The organism is Steroidobacter flavus (assembly GCF_042651805.1).
Lineage (GTDB): Bacteria > Pseudomonadota > Gammaproteobacteria > Steroidobacterales > Steroidobacteraceae > Steroidobacter > Steroidobacter flavus.
Window position 1 is genome coordinate 3,212,348 of sequence record NZ_JBHSDU010000003.1, and the last position, 13,346, is coordinate 3,225,693.

Sequence of the window (13,346 nt, forward strand, 5' to 3'; positions counted from 1 at the left end):
CCCGTGCCGGGCCGATGTAACAAAGTTTTCGTCGCGGTGCTGCTCGCGCTGGGAGTGACCAGCGCGATCGCCAAGGAGAAGAAACCTCCCGAGCCGCGACCCTTGATCGGCACCCCGCAGGTCGTGCGCGATCTGCATTGGGGCGACGTGCTGTTTTATTTCTATCAGGACGATTATCTGCAGGCGCTGACTCGTCTCGGGGCCGCGCAGGATTTCAATCGCGTCAGTCATCACGGCGTCGAGGCCGAGCTGCTCAAGGGCGGCTTGTATCTGTCGCTGGGTCAGCACGAGGAAGCGGGCCGCATCTTCAAGGCGCTGTTGAACGACAACGTGCCGCTCGATGTGCGCAATCGCGCCTGGTTCTATCTGGCGAAGGTCTGGTACCAGCGCAACTATCTGGAAGACTCCGCGACCGCGCTTGCTTCGATTCGCGGCGCGCTGCCCGGCGATCTGGAGCCGGAGCGTCATCTGCTCGAGGCGCAGGTGCTGATGTACCTGAATCGCTATGACGATGCGATTCGCACGCTGGAGCGCTGGCAGCCGGTCGGTAATGGCGGCGACGTTTGGTCGTCGTACGCGCGCTTCAATATTGGCGTCGCGCTGGTCCGGCAGGAACGGGTCGAGGAAGCGGCCGAGCTGTTGAACGAGGTCGGTCAGATCGCGACACCGACCGAAGAGCTGGCGGCGTTACGTGACAAAGCCAACCTCGCGCTGGGGTTTGCCTGGCTCAAGGCCAATCGCCCCGAAGACGCCAAGAAAGTATTGCAGCGTGTGCGACTCGAAGGGCCACAATCGAACAAGGCCCTGCTCGCCGTCGGTTGGGCGGACTCGGCCGAGAAGAAGTTCAACAAAGCGCTTGCGCCGTGGATGGAGCTGCGCGATCGCGACATGCTCGACGCAGCGGTGCAGGAATCGTATCTCGCGGTTCCCTATGCCTACGCGCAGCTCGATGCGACCGGTCAGGCGGCGGAACAGTATGTGAACGCGGTCGAATCGTTCGCGGCCGAATCCAAGCGCATCGATCAATCCATCCAGGCGATTCGCGACGGCAAGCTGCTCGATGCCATCGTCGACAACGACAAGGCCGATCAGGTCGGCTGGTACTGGCAGTTGCAGAATCTGCCGGACGCGCCGGAGACGCGTTATCTGTATCACCTGCTGGCCACTCATGAATTCCAGGAAGGCCTGAAGAACTATCGCGACCTCAAGCTCATGCAACGCAATCTGGCGACGTGGGCGCTGAGTGTGCAGGCCTTCGAGGATATGGTGGACACGCGTCGCCATGCGTACGAGCAGCGTTTGCCGGGCTTGCAGAAGACGCTGGACACCGTCGATCTCGACGCGATGGAAGCGCACAAGAACGAGCTGGAGTCGCAACTGGCCGCGTCCGAGCGCGACAACGATGTGACTGCGCTCGCGACCTCTAAAGAAAAAGAGCAATGGGCCAAGGTGCAACAGATCGAAGCGGTGCTGGCGAAGGCGGACCAGAACGATCCGATGGTGCAGGAGATGCGCGAGAAGGCGCGTCTTATCCGCGGCAAGCTGTTGTGGGATTTCAACGGCAGCTACAAGGCGCGCTTGTGGAAGGCTCGCAAAGAATTGCGTGAGCTGGATGTCGCCTACAAAGAAGCGCGCCGCCGGTCGGTGCTGGTCGAGCGTGCTCGCGGCGACTATCCCGCTCGCACGGAAGAATTCGCGCGTCGCGTGGCCTCGCTGCCACCCCGCATCGATGGTTTGACGGCGCGACTCGAAGCTACGGCTCAGGCGCAGAATCGTTATCTTGCCGCTGTCGCAATCAAGGAGCTGGAGTCGCAGAAGCAGCGTCTCGCCGCGTACTCGTTGCAAGCGCGCTTCGCGCTGGCATCGATTTACGACAAGGCGGCGACCAAGAGCAGCGCGACCGGCGAGAGCAACGTTGACAAGGGAGGCGCGCAATGAGCGCTTCAGTCAGCAAATCTCACAAACTGCGCATGCTGATCGCGCTCACGTTGTCGAGCGCGCTCGCCATGCCGGCATTCGCGGCGGAACAAACGGCTCCGAAGCCGGCCCCGCGCACTATTCGCGATCTCGAGAAGAAAGAGGTCAAGGTCAATCCCGATCCGCCCAGCGACGTGAAGGCGCAGCAGGCGATCGAGCAGTACCGCCGCTTCCTGGAAATGGAATCGCAGAACGAGAAGATGCGCGCCGAAGCGATGCGCCGTCTCGGCGACCTGCAGGTCGAGGTCGACGAGGACGCTCGTGGCGGCGAAGCTGACTTCGGCGGTCTCGGCGTCGATGAAGCCGTGACGCTGTACGAGGGGCTGCTCAAGTCCTATCCGAACTACGAGCGCAACGACGTCGTGATGTATCAGCTGGCACGTGCTTATGAAGCAAAAGCGCAGCCCGAGAAAGCGCTGGTCGTGCTCGACAAGCTGGTGACGACGTATCCGCGCAGTCAGTGGTTCGTGGAGTCGCAGTTCCGTCGCGGTGAAATTCTGTTCAGCCTCGGTCGTTATCGAGACGCCGAGAATGCGTATGTCGCGGTGACGACGCCTGGCGCGGATACAGGCTTCTTCGAACAAGGCCTGTACAAGTTAGGCTGGTCGCTGTTCAAACAATCGCGCGGCGAAGAGAGCGTCTCGGCGTTCCTGCGCATGCTGGATCGCGTGCTGGTTCAGGACGGTCGACTGCGTGCGCGCGATTCGCTGAGTCGTCCGGAGCGCGAGCTTACCGACGACGCTTTGCGCGCTATCGCCATCACCTATTCGGATCTCGATGGACCGGAGTCGCTGGACGCGGCCCTGGTGCAACGAGGCGATCCGCCGTATGCGCATCAGTTGTATGAAGCGCTCGGCAATTTCTATATCGAAAAAGAACGCTATCAGGACGCGGCGCTGGCGTACGAAGCGTTCGCCAAGCGGCGGCCCGACGATCGTTATGCGCCGTCGTTACAGATGCGCACGATCGAGGCGTACGCGAAGGGCGGCTTTGCGCAGCTCGTCATCGAGGGCAAGCAGTCGTTCGTCGAGCGCTATGCGTTCGGCTCCGCCTTCTGGCGTGAGCGCTCGGTGGCCGATGCGCCGGAAGTGGCTGCGCAGTTGAAGGCCAACCAGAAGGATCTGGCCGAGTACTACTACGCGCTGGCGCAGAAGGACAAGAAGCCCGAGAACTACGCGGCCGCGGCGCGCTGGTATCGCGCGATGCTCGACTCCTTCCCGCAAGATCCCGAATCGCCGGGCAACCGTTTCACTTTGGGTGAAGTGTTGTTCGAATCGGGTCGCTTCGCCGAAGCGGCCAAGGAATATGAAACGGCGGCTTACAACTATCCGGCGCATCCGAAGGCAGCGGCGGCGGGTTATGCCGCGCTGGTGTCGTATCAGAAGCATGAGCCGACGTTGCAGGGGCAGCCGAAGGCGGTGTGGCATCAGCAGGGCATCGAAAGCGCGCTGATGTTCGCGACCAGCTTCCCCGAGCATCCCGAGTCGGCGCGCGTGCAGACCAAGGCCGACGAAGATCTGTTCGCGTTGAACGATTTCGATCGGGTGATCGAAGTGTCGACGCAGATTCTGGAGCGCAATCCGCCGGTCGATCGCAAGCTGGCGCGCTCGGCAACGACGTTGCTGGCGCACTCGCTGTTCGATCGCGGCCGCTTCGGCGAGGCGGAAGCGGCGTACGTGAAGGTGCAGGGCTTCCTGCCCCCGAACGATCCCGATCGCGCCAACATCGAAGAGCGCATCGCGGCTTCGATTTACAAACAAGCGGAAGCGAAGCGCACGGCGGGCGATTCCACCGGTGCGGTCGACGACTTCCTGCGAGTCGCTGCGCTGGCGCCGAACTCAAAGGCGCGCTCCAACGCGGAGTACGACGCGGCGAGCATCCTGTTGCAAAACAAGGAATGGGAGCGGGCCGCGCAGGTTCTGGAAACATTCCGTCGCAACTATCCCCAGCACGAGTTGGTGCCGGATGCGACGCGCTCGCTCGCGGTCGCCTATCTCGAATTGGGTCGTGGCACGCAAGCCGCGGCCGAGTTGGAACGAGTGGCAGCGCGTGACCAGGAGCCCGTTGAAGTCCGGCGCGCAGCGCTGTGGCAGGCGGCTGAGCTCTATGACAAGGCGGGGTCGCCGACCAATGCGGCGCGCTTGTATGCAAACTACGTGAAACAGTATCCGTCGCCGCTCGACCCGGCGATGGACGCGCGCCAGAAGCTCGCCGACATGGCGAAGGCACAAAACGACGTGAAAGTCCGGTCGCAGTGGCTGGACGAAATCATTCGTGCGGATAAATCCGCCGGCGCCGCGCGCACCGATCGCAGTAAATATCTGGCCGCGAAGGCCACCATTGAAACCGCGGCCGGCCCGGTGGCGTTGTTCAATTCGATCAAGCTGAGCGCGCCGCTGAACAAGTCGTTGAAGACCAAGCGCGAAGCCATGGAGAAAACCCTGGCGGTGTACGGCCAGGCGCTCGACTACGGGGTCGCTGAGGTGACTACGCAGGCGACCTACGGCATGGCCGAGCTGTATCGTCAGCTGGGTGCGGACCTGATGGCTTCGGAGCGGCCGAAGAATCTGGATGCGGACGCCAAGGAACAGTACGACGTGCTGCTCGAGGAACAGGCGTTTCCGTTCGAGGAAAAGGCCATCGAGTTGCACGAAACCAATGTTCAGCGCACCGGCGACGGCATCTACGATCAATGGATCCAGCGCAGCTTCGACGTGCTGGCCAAGTTGAAGCCGGCGCGTTACGCCAAGACCGAGATCAGTGAAGACTATGTGCCGACGTTGCCTTAACAGCGCCCACTCGGATCGACATAGCCTCCGGGCGCTGATTGTCAGCGCGCTGCTTGGCCTGTTGCTGTCGGGCTGCGGTTCCGCGCCGACGGGTTCGGATGCGAAACAAGAGAAGGCAGCCGCCGAAGCGGCCGCTGCGGCGCCGGCCGAGCCGGTGTTGCCACCCGAGGCGGTGCAACAGTTCGATCGTGCCGTGAATGCAATGAGCTCCGGCGATCTCGTCAGTGCCGAGCAGGGATTCCGCTCGCTCTCGGCTGCGTATCCATCGTATTCCGGCCCGCTGCTGAACCTGGGCATCCTGCACGCCAAGGCCGGCAAGCTGGACGAAGCCGAGAAAGCCATTCGCGACGCCATTGCTCGCAATGGCAACAACGCCGCGGCGTTCAATCAGCTCGGGATCATTCAGCGCAAGCAGGGCAAGTTCAAAGAAGCGAACGACGCTTATACGCGCGCGGTGCAGATCGATCCGAACTACGCGCTGGCCTGGTTGAATCTGGGTGTGCTGTGCGACCTGTATTTGCAGGAGCCGCAGCGCGCGTTGGAAGCGTATGAACGTTATCTGGCCACGGCCGCCTCGCCGGACGCGAAGGTCAATGGCTGGGTGACCGAATTGAAGAAACGGATCGGCGCTGAGCCGCGAAGTGCCCAAACTGCCGAATGAGCACCCCTATGCGCTGCACACTGCCTTTGCTCCTGATCCTGACTTCGGTCGCTGTGCATGCGGCCGAGCAGCCGGGCACGTTGTCGAAAGAAGCGACGCAGGCTGGGCCCGCCGTCGATACGAGCAAGACGAACGCAACGCCTTCGTCACCGCCGGTCACGGCTGAGGCGAAACCGGCTGCGCAGCCATCCACGACGTCACAACGCGCCGGCGGTCCGCAAGCGGTCGTGCGTAACGATCGTTTGAACCTCGATACCACGGTCGTCACCGGTAATCGCGAGCTGCCCAAGGTGCTGTACATCGTGCCTTGGAAAAAATCCGATCTCGGCGACCTGCCCGCGCAGCCATTCAACACGCTGCTCGATGAGGCACTGACGCCGGTCGATCGTGACGTTTTTCGTCGTGAAGTGACCTACTACGGTGCAATGCATGGCGGCGCCGACGCGCCGGCATCGTCACCTCCGAGCACTGAGAAGTAGGTCGCAGCGGCAGATAGTTATGTAAGGCGATAAAGCGCGCCTTACACGGTATTCAGTATCGTTTTCGAGTGTCCGCACCGCATAGGAGTCCCTGACGATGGAATTGATACATTTCATGGTGAATTTCTTCCGCGAGGGAGGATTCTTCCTGTATCCGCTCGCCGCCATCTTCGTGATCGGCGTCGCCATCACCATCGAACGTTTTATCTACCTGACCAACGAGACGACGCAGAACCGTCGGCTGTGGGCGCAGGTCGTGCCGCTGATCAACAGCGGTAACTTCAAGCAGGTGGTGGCCATCACCTCCAAGTCCAAGGCCTCGATCGCGACCGTGCTGAACTACGGCATCGCGCGCCTCGCGAGCGCCCGTCGTCGCGACGACGTCGAGAAAGCGATGGACGAGAGCTTGCTCGAAATCATCCCGCGCGCCGAAAAGCGCACTCACTATCTGTCGGCGCTGGCGAACATCGGCATGCTCACCGGTCTGCTCGGCACCGTCATCGGCCTGATCGCGGCGTTCGCCTCGATCGCGCAGGCCAACCCGGCGGAAAAGGCCAGCTTGCTCGCAGCCAGCATCTCGGTCGCCATGAACAACACGGCGTCGGGTCTGTTCTGCGCCATCACGCTGTTGTTGGCGCACATGTTCCTGGAAGCCAAGACCACCAAGATGATCGACAGCCTGGAAATCGCGTCGGTCAAGTTCATGAACTCGGTGGTGGAGCGTCGTCAGGACGTTGAAGGCGGCAGCGACGATCTCGCGGCGGCTCCGTCGCGCGGCCGCGCCGCTCACGGCGTCGCCTGAGTAGATTGGAACGCCACAGCGGTCCGTTAAAGGGATAGACAATGGCTCAGTCAAAGGCACAGCGGCGGGTGATGCGCAATCATGCGCGCTACCGTGGCCGGCACGAAATCAACGTCGTGCCGATGATCGACATGATGATCATCCTGGTGTTCTTCCTGATCTTCACCGCGGTGTTCACCAAGACGAATATTCTGGAGCTCAACCTGCCGGGCGCCGACAGTGCGGTGCCGGACCTGCCCGAGGGGTTGAACCTGGAAGTGATCATTCGTAAAGACAAGATCGAGATCGCCGATCGCGGCACCGGTTTACTCAAGACCGTGCCGACCAACGACAAGGGCTACGATCTGGTCGGGCTGCAGGACTACCTGAAGCTGGTGAAGACCAAATATCCCGAGAAGACCGACGCGACCATTCTGCTCGAGCAGGATATTGCCTATGACACGCTGGTGCAGGTGATGGACACGGTGCGTGTCTTCAGCGTGGCCGAGAACAGCTGGACTTACGGCGAGCTGTTCCCGGATGTGTCCGTGGGAGACGCGCCGACATGATCAATCGAATCAAACGACATCGCAGTCGCAAGCACGGCGGTGCCGAAGCCGGCGGTCACATGACGCTGGTGCCGTTCATCGACATGCTGATGATCCTCACGGTGTTCTTGCTCGTGCATAACTCCGATACGGACATCCTGCCGAACACCAAGGCGATCTCCATTCCCGCGTCGCTCTCCGACAAGAAGCCGCGGCCCAGCGTCGTCGTGATGATCACCAAGGAAGATCTGCTGGTGGATGGCAAGGCCATCGCCAAGGTCAACGACGTGATCAACTCGCAGGACGCGGTGATCCAGCCGCTGAAGGTCGCCCTGCAGGGCCAGGCCGACACCGTGCTGGCGGACGCCGCCAAGCAGGAGATCAAGGATCGCGAAGTCACCATCATGGGTGACAAGAACACCCCGTATAGCGTGCTTCGCAAGATCATGGCGACTTGCACCGATGCGGATTACGGCAAGGTGTCGCTGGCGGTCGTCGAGCGCGAAGGCGCGAAGGTGAGCGCGACTGCAGCCGGGCGCACGGCGGCGTTCAATGCCACGCCGTCGAACGGGGTGGGTAGCTAAATGAGCACAGCTATCTCCACCGGATTGACCCCTTACTACCGTCTATATGACTTGCCTTGGTCGCCGACCGAGGAAGTCGAGGCCCGCTTCCGCAAGGTGGTGCGCAACGCGTTCATCGTGTTCGCCATCTTCGCGATTCTGATTCCTTTGATTCCGGTGCCGGAACGATCGATGGTGAAGGCGCCTGCGATTCCCGATCGCATCGTCAAGCTGGTGATCGAGAAGAAGGTGCCGCCCCCGCCGCCTCCGCCGCCCAAGGTGGAGGAGAAGAAGCCGGAGCCGATCAAGCCGGTGGAACAGCCGAAGCCTGAGCCCAAGCCGCAGCCAACCGCTCGCGAACGCGCGCAGAAGCAGATGGCGAACGTGATGGATCAGCTCGCCGATTTGCGTGACATGTCGGTGGTCGACAAGGCCCAGCAGACCAAGAATCTGACCGGCAAGGTCGGTGAATCGACCCGTTCGGAACGTTCGCTGCTGACCTCGAAGGTCGGTGCGAGCAGCGGTGGTATCAACACTGCCTCACTGAGCCGCGGCTATGGCGGCGGTCAGGGCTCCCTCGAAGGCGGCTCCACGACGACCGCGACTTCCGCTGTGCTCACTCAGCAAGCGGCGGACAAAGTTCAGCGAGGTGCCGGCAGCGGCAAGGCGACGCGTAGCGAAGAGGAGATCGCACTGATCTTCGATCGCAACAAGGGCGCCATCTACGCGCTGTACACCCGCGCACTGCGTGACAAGCCGGACCTGCAAGGCAAGGTCGTGCTCGAACTGACCATCGCCGCCGACGGCTCGGTCCAGCGCTGCGACATCGTATCCAGCGAGCTCAACGACCCCGAGCTGGAGCGCAAGCTGGTCGCCCGCGTGAAGTCGTTCCGCTTCGAAGCGAAGGACGTCGGCACGATCACGGTCACCAAGCCCATCGACTTCTTCCCGGCGTAAGAAGGTCTGAGCTGAGCTACTACGGCCCTGCCATCCGGCGGGGCCTGTTTATTTCAGAACCAGCCATGTTGCTAACGGACCTCGCGAAACTCCGGCCGCCGTACCTCGTAGCGACGGTGTTGTGTTGGAACGCCGCGATCCTGGCCGTCAAAGCGGCAGTGCCGCCGCTGCCCTTGCTGTTGCTGAGTTCCACTTCATTGGCACTGGGTGTCGTTACGCTCTGCGTCAGGCGCACCCGATGGGCGCCCGGCCTCGTGGTTAGAGATGACATCGCACTAGACGAAGTGCGCGGCGTGCTGTTCTTGATCTCCTTCTTCAGCCTGGTGCTGGCAGCGTGGGGCTTTGTCACGGCCTATGAGCTGGAGTTCGGGCCGCGCTCGAAGGCTACGATCTACTAGTCAGGTCCAGGGCATAGAACCGCGTGCCCGGCAGATACTTATCGTTGTACGGCGCCGTCTCGACGAAGCCGAGTTTGCGGTATAGCGTCTGGGCCGAGGTCATGCTTGGCAGGGTGTCGAGGCGAAGGGTGTGGAAGCCTGCCTGTCGGGCGGCGGCGATGATGGCGTCGACCAGGCGGTTGCCGACGCCCAGGCTGCGATAGTGTGGGCGCACGTATAAGCGCTTCATTTCTCCCGAACTCTCGCCCAGCGGTCGGAGCGCCGCGCAGCCGGCGACTTCACTATCCACGTATGCAATGAACAACGCGCCGCGCGGAGCTACATACGGCTCGGGCAACGCCCCGAGCTCGGTGGCAAATCCTTGATATTCGAGATCCGTGCCGATGGCGTGCGCGTATTCTTGGAATAAATCGCGCGCAATCGTAACGAGTTCCGGTGTGTCCGCCGGGATAAGTACGATGGTGCCAGGGTGCATGCTTGCCGGAATCTATGCTCTTTGTATATGTCTCAGGTTAGATGAACCCGCCGGCCGGCCGGAAGATACACAACAGGGCCAGTGCGAGCATGACAGCGGAAAGGGGTAGGCCACGGATCTTATTTCGGCTCGTGACGTTTCAACCTATGACGGCGTTCCGACCTCGAACTGCATGAGCAACGACCACCGAAATCCGCCTCCTCCCGTGATCGACGCGGCTCGAGTCGTGTCGTATGCGTTCGTAGACGACATTCCCTATTGCCATGCCGGTTCGCTGTTCACGGACGAGGCGATGGTTGCGCAGGTGCCGCGGCTGGCGATCGCGGTCGGGTTGGGAGCGCAGCCGGCACCGCTGGTGTTTCATTGCGACGAGGAATGGATTTCGCTCGCCATCTCCGATGCCGAGACCGTCGAGCAGGCGAAGCAGGCCATCGAGCGCAACTATCCGGGCGTGAGCGAGCGCTGGATCGACACTCACGTCACCATCGAAGAGGCGCTGGCGTATTACGACTCCGAGACCGCCGGCCTGAGATGTTCCTTCTGCGGCAAGCGCCCGTTCGAAGTCGAAGGCATCATCGAGTCGCCGACGGCGACCATCTGCCGCACCTGTGTGGAAGAGTTCTACGGCGATTTCCAGGTCGACGGCGAGGAGGAAGTCGGCAACTGAATGCCTCAGAATGTGACATAGGCCCGCCGTTTCGACCGCCCATCCCCAGCCACGGACCGTTCAACGCCTGCCCTTGCCTCGTCCGGCCGCGGCCGGGATCATGGCTGTGGGAGGCTGTATGAATATCGATTCGGAGATTCGTAACTTCTCGGGGCTGTCGGCCAACGAACAGGCGCGCTTCATGACTCGTTTCATGTACGAGCTCACGCTGGAAGGCCGCAACTTCTATTCGCCCGGCGGCCAGCAGCAGATCGATCCCATGAAGCTGCGGTTCATCAATGAGATCCAGCATCGGGTGACCCGCTTCATCGAGCAGATCCTGATCGACGATCCGGCGCGCCCCTCCGACGATGTCACATTGCGCCTGTTGCTCGCGCCTCGTGCGGAAAAAGCAATCGAAGGCCTGATGCAGGCCGCTTACGTTCGTACCGTTCAAGCGGTCGCCTGAGTTTTCTCCCGCTCGGCGCCGTTCGACTCGCTGCCGCGCACGTCCTCTTCGAACAGTCCTTCCAGCTCCCTCGCGGCCTGTTGCGAGGACTGAATCAACTTCTGCTCGTCGTCGCCGGCCTGGCGTTGCTGTTCCAGCAGCTTGCGATCATGCGCATCGAATCGTCGGATGCTTTCCAGCGCTTCGGTGCGCGACAGCCCCAGCGCCTCGAGTGTGTTCTGCGCCATGTCGAGACTGGAGTAATACGTCTCGCGCATGAAGTAACGAACGCCCAGGTCCATCAGCCGGATCGCATGTTGACGATTGCGGGCGCGGGCGAACACTTTGAGATGGGGGAAGTGTTTCTGGATCAGCTCGGCGGTGCGCACCGACGCCTCGATATCGTCCATCGCCAGCACGAAGATCTCGGCGCGTCCGGCGCCGGCCGCCTGTAACAACTCCAGTCGCGACGGGTCGCCGTAATACACCTTGTTACCGAACCGGCGCACGAAGTCGACCTGCGCGACGCTCGACTCCAGCGCAGTGAAGGAGATGTGTCGCATGCGGAGCACGCGTGCAACGACCTGTCCGACGCGGCCGAAGCCGGCGATCAGCACGCGGCTGTTGGGATCGTCGATGGTGTCGAAGTCCCGCTGCGGTTCGCTCTTGTTGTACATGGGCTCAATGAACGCCGCGTGCAGCTTGATCACCAACGGCGTCATCGCCATCGATATAGTCACGACGATCACCAGCATCTGCGCCAGGGGTTGCTCCATGATTCCATAGCTGACGGCGAGTGCGAACAGCACGAAACCGAACTCACCGCCTTGGGCCAGCGACACGGCGAGCGGCGAAGCATGTCGCGACGGAATGCCGCCGAGGCGCGCCAGCCCCCACAGCAAGAAGGCTTTGATCGCGAGCAAGCCGACGACCAGGCTCGCGATCAGCAGCGGCCGCTCGAGCAGCAGGCTGATGTTGGTGGTCATGCCGACGGAAATAAAGAACAGGCCGAGCAGCAGGCCTTTGAACGGCTCGATGTCCGCTTCCAGTTCGTGACGATATTCGCTTTCGGCCAGCAGCAAGCCGGCGACGAATGCGCCGAGCGCCATCGACATGCCGACTGCGTTCACCAATAGCGCGGTGCCGATGACCACGAGCAAGGCCGCGGCGGTGAAGACTTCAGAGACCTTGGTTTCCGCGACAAATCTCAACAGCGGACGCAATACATAACGGCCGCCGAACACCAGCAGCGCGAGCACGCCGAGCCCTTTGGCCGTGCCGAGCAGCGTCGCACCGAGCGATTGCGTGGCGCCGGTGGCGCCTAACATCGGCAGCACGGCCAGCATCGGCATCACCGCGATGTCTTGAAACAACAGGATCGCGAAGGCCGGTCGACCATGTTTAGTGTTCAGCTCGTGACGTTCGGCGAGCAGTTGCAAGACCAGCGGCGTGGACGACAGCGACAGCGCGAAGCCAGTGACGAACGCGGCATTCATCGGCAGGCCCAACAGATGCGCGATGAATGTGAGCACCACCGTCGTGCTCGCCACTTGTAATACACCGAGTCCGAAAATCGACCGGCGTAGCGCTCGCAGGCGCGAGGGCTGTAATTCCAGGCCGATGACGAACAACAACAGCACGACGCCGAATTCAGCGAGATGCATGACACCTTCGATGTCGTCGATCACCGCCAGTCCGAACGGTCCAATGGCCACGCCCGCGGCCAGATACGCGAGGATGGAGCTCAGGCGCAGGCGTCGAAATAAGGGGACGGCCAGCACCGTGGCGCCCAGAAATACCGCGATTTGTCCTGTTAAAGTCATGCGAGTCTCGTCGTAAAGCCCGCGTCCGTGCGCAGCAAAACCTTAAGCTCGCCGCATCACAGATTCGGTAGGAGCTGGCAATCGTATCAGCCGCATACCGCGCTCGGGCGGGGGCGGCATTCAGGGGCAACCTCATGGGCCGCCTCTGACAGCGGGCCGATGATGTGGATCGTCACGACGGCGTTTTCGTCCACCGTCCACTTTCCGCCGGCGTGACTGTTTATGGTCAACGATCTGGCGGATGCCCGTCCTGTTTACATCATCGATGCGTTGGACCGCATCGTGTTCGTCAATCCCGCCTGGAGCCGTTTCATGGCACCGGCGCGCGGTGTCGGACCGAGCTTGTCCGAAGTGATCGGCCGCCCGATCTGGGAGCGCATCCCCGACGGCGTCGTGCGCCAGCTGTGGGAATTGCTCTACAGCCGCGTGCGTGCGATCGGCGGCAGCGTGTTCGTCCCGACGCGCGCCGATCGGGTCGATGAGCGCCGGCTCATCGACATCGAGCTGACCCCGCTGGGCGACGGCTCCATCCGTCATGTGTGCGAGCCGGTGTGGAGCGAGGCCCGGCCGGCCGTGGCGCTGCTCGACCCGTCCTATCCGCGCGACGAGCGCAGCCTGCGCTGTTGCATGTGGTGCCGGCGGATCCAGGTCCGTTTGGGGGCCTGGGAAGAGATCGAAGATGCCCAGCGGACGCTGTCGATCCCCGCAGATAGCACCTTGCCACGCCTGGAACCGGGGGCGTGCTCCACTTGTAAGCAGTCGTTGCTGAAGACTTTTCCGGCCAGAGTAGCTTGATCCCGA

14 protein-coding genes are annotated in these 13,346 nt (G+C 62.0%); 12 read left to right on the plus strand and 2 right to left on the minus strand.

Annotation, left to right across the window (positions count from 1 at the left end; all coding sequences use genetic code 11):
• Positions 1 to 3 precede the first annotated feature (3 nt).
• From ACFPN2_RS19660 to ACFPN2_RS19700, 9 genes are all read left to right on the plus strand, one after another.
• Positions 4 to 1,938 carry a hypothetical protein gene (locus ACFPN2_RS19660; protein WP_380599562.1) on the plus strand — a complete coding sequence of 645 codons (1,935 nt, stop codon included), beginning with the start codon at positions 4 to 6 and terminating at the stop codon, positions 1,936 to 1,938.
• Entirely contained in the window at positions 1,935 to 4,766 is a 2,832-nt protein-coding gene (locus tag ACFPN2_RS19665; protein ID WP_380599564.1) for a tetratricopeptide repeat protein, read from the plus strand. The genes ACFPN2_RS19660 and ACFPN2_RS19665 overlap by 4 nt, the downstream gene beginning before the upstream one ends.
• Before the next feature lie 61 nt (positions 4,767 to 4,827).
• Positions 4,828 to 5,427 carry a tetratricopeptide repeat protein gene (locus ACFPN2_RS19670; RefSeq protein ID WP_380599566.1) on the plus strand — a complete coding sequence of 200 codons (600 nt, stop codon included), beginning with the start codon at positions 4,828 to 4,830 and terminating at the stop codon, positions 5,425 to 5,427.
• A gap of 8 nt (positions 5,428 to 5,435) precedes the next feature.
• Entirely contained in the window at positions 5,436 to 5,906 is a 471-nt protein-coding gene (locus tag ACFPN2_RS19675; RefSeq protein ID WP_380599568.1) for a hypothetical protein, read from the plus strand.
• 97 nt (positions 5,907 to 6,003) lie between these two features.
• Positions 6,004 to 6,708 carry a MotA/TolQ/ExbB proton channel family protein gene (locus ACFPN2_RS19680; RefSeq protein WP_380599570.1) on the plus strand — a complete coding sequence of 235 codons (705 nt, stop codon included), beginning with the start codon at positions 6,004 to 6,006 and terminating at the stop codon, positions 6,706 to 6,708.
• A gap of 41 nt (positions 6,709 to 6,749) precedes the next feature.
• Entirely contained in the window at positions 6,750 to 7,256 is a 507-nt protein-coding gene (locus ACFPN2_RS19685) for an ExbD/TolR family protein (protein ID WP_380599572.1), read from the plus strand.
• A complete protein-coding gene (locus ACFPN2_RS19690; protein ID WP_380599574.1) occupies positions 7,253 to 7,819 on the plus strand; it encodes an ExbD/TolR family protein in 567 nt (188 codons plus the stop codon). The genes ACFPN2_RS19685 and ACFPN2_RS19690 overlap by 4 nt, the downstream gene beginning before the upstream one ends.
• A complete protein-coding gene (locus tag ACFPN2_RS19695) occupies positions 7,820 to 8,755 on the plus strand; it encodes a TonB family protein (protein WP_380599576.1) in 936 nt (311 codons plus the stop codon).
• Positions 8,756 to 8,820: 65 nt separating this feature from the next.
• On the plus strand, positions 8,821 to 9,153 hold the full coding sequence (locus tag ACFPN2_RS19700) for a hypothetical protein (protein ID WP_380599578.1): 333 nt from the start codon (positions 8,821 to 8,823) through the stop codon (positions 9,151 to 9,153).
• Here ACFPN2_RS19700 and ACFPN2_RS19705 read toward each other — a convergent pair.
• Positions 9,140 to 9,628, minus strand: a complete 489-nt coding sequence (locus tag ACFPN2_RS19705; protein WP_380599580.1) for a GNAT family N-acetyltransferase — start codon at positions 9,626 to 9,628, stop codon at positions 9,140 to 9,142. The genes ACFPN2_RS19700 and ACFPN2_RS19705 overlap by 14 nt on opposite strands.
• A gap of 172 nt (positions 9,629 to 9,800) precedes the next feature.
• Here ACFPN2_RS19705 and ACFPN2_RS19710 point away from each other — a divergent pair, with 172 nt between their 5' ends.
• Positions 9,801 to 10,295 carry a ClpX C4-type zinc finger protein gene (locus ACFPN2_RS19710; RefSeq protein ID WP_380599582.1) on the plus strand — a complete coding sequence of 165 codons (495 nt, stop codon included), beginning with the start codon at positions 9,801 to 9,803 and terminating at the stop codon, positions 10,293 to 10,295.
• A 118-nt stretch (positions 10,296 to 10,413) separates the two neighbouring features.
• Positions 10,414 to 10,743, plus strand: a complete 330-nt coding sequence (locus tag ACFPN2_RS19715; protein ID WP_380599584.1) for a hypothetical protein — start codon at positions 10,414 to 10,416, stop codon at positions 10,741 to 10,743.
• Here the strand turns inward: ACFPN2_RS19715 and ACFPN2_RS19720 are convergent.
• Positions 10,728 to 12,545 (minus strand): monovalent cation:proton antiporter-2 (CPA2) family protein, encoded by a 1,818-nt coding sequence (locus ACFPN2_RS19720; RefSeq protein WP_380599586.1) that lies wholly within the window; start codon positions 12,543 to 12,545, stop codon positions 10,728 to 10,730. The genes ACFPN2_RS19715 and ACFPN2_RS19720 overlap by 16 nt on opposite strands.
• A gap of 222 nt (positions 12,546 to 12,767) precedes the next feature.
• On the opposite strand from ACFPN2_RS19720, the gene ACFPN2_RS19725 reads away from it, so the two are divergent.
• Entirely contained in the window at positions 12,768 to 13,340 is a 573-nt protein-coding gene (locus ACFPN2_RS19725; RefSeq protein ID WP_380599588.1) for a nitrogen regulation protein NR(II), read from the plus strand.
• Positions 13,341 to 13,346 lie beyond the last annotated feature (6 nt).

What these genes read in the sequence shown, in the direction of transcription:
- ACFPN2_RS19700 (WP_380599578.1), top strand. Translation starts at nt 8,821, where the DNA reads ATGTTGCTAACGGACCTCGCGAAACTCCGGCCGCCGTACCTCGTAGCG.
- ACFPN2_RS19680 (WP_380599570.1), top strand. Translation starts at nt 6,004, where the DNA reads ATGGAATTGATACATTTCATGGTGAATTTCTTCCGCGAGGGAGGATTC.
- ACFPN2_RS19695 (WP_380599576.1), top strand. Translation starts at nt 7,820, where the DNA reads ATGAGCACAGCTATCTCCACCGGATTGACCCCTTACTACCGTCTATAT.
- ACFPN2_RS19665 (WP_380599564.1), top strand. Translation starts at nt 1,935, where the DNA reads ATGAGCGCTTCAGTCAGCAAATCTCACAAACTGCGCATGCTGATCGCG.
- ACFPN2_RS19685 (WP_380599572.1), top strand. Translation starts at nt 6,750, where the DNA reads ATGGCTCAGTCAAAGGCACAGCGGCGGGTGATGCGCAATCATGCGCGC.
- ACFPN2_RS19705 (WP_380599580.1), bottom strand. Translation starts at nt 9,628, where the DNA reads ATGCACCCTGGCACCATCGTACTTATCCCGGCGGACACACCGGAACTC.
- ACFPN2_RS19720 (WP_380599586.1), bottom strand. Translation starts at nt 12,545, where the DNA reads ATGACTTTAACAGGACAAATCGCGGTATTTCTGGGCGCCACGGTGCTG.
- ACFPN2_RS19690 (WP_380599574.1), top strand. Translation starts at nt 7,253, where the DNA reads ATGATCAATCGAATCAAACGACATCGCAGTCGCAAGCACGGCGGTGCC.
- ACFPN2_RS19675 (WP_380599568.1), top strand. Translation starts at nt 5,436, where the DNA reads ATGCGCTGCACACTGCCTTTGCTCCTGATCCTGACTTCGGTCGCTGTG.
- ACFPN2_RS19710 (WP_380599582.1), top strand. Translation starts at nt 9,801, where the DNA reads ATGAGCAACGACCACCGAAATCCGCCTCCTCCCGTGATCGACGCGGCT.
- ACFPN2_RS19725 (WP_380599588.1), top strand. Translation starts at nt 12,768, where the DNA reads ATGGTCAACGATCTGGCGGATGCCCGTCCTGTTTACATCATCGATGCG.
- ACFPN2_RS19715 (WP_380599584.1), top strand. Translation starts at nt 10,414, where the DNA reads ATGAATATCGATTCGGAGATTCGTAACTTCTCGGGGCTGTCGGCCAAC.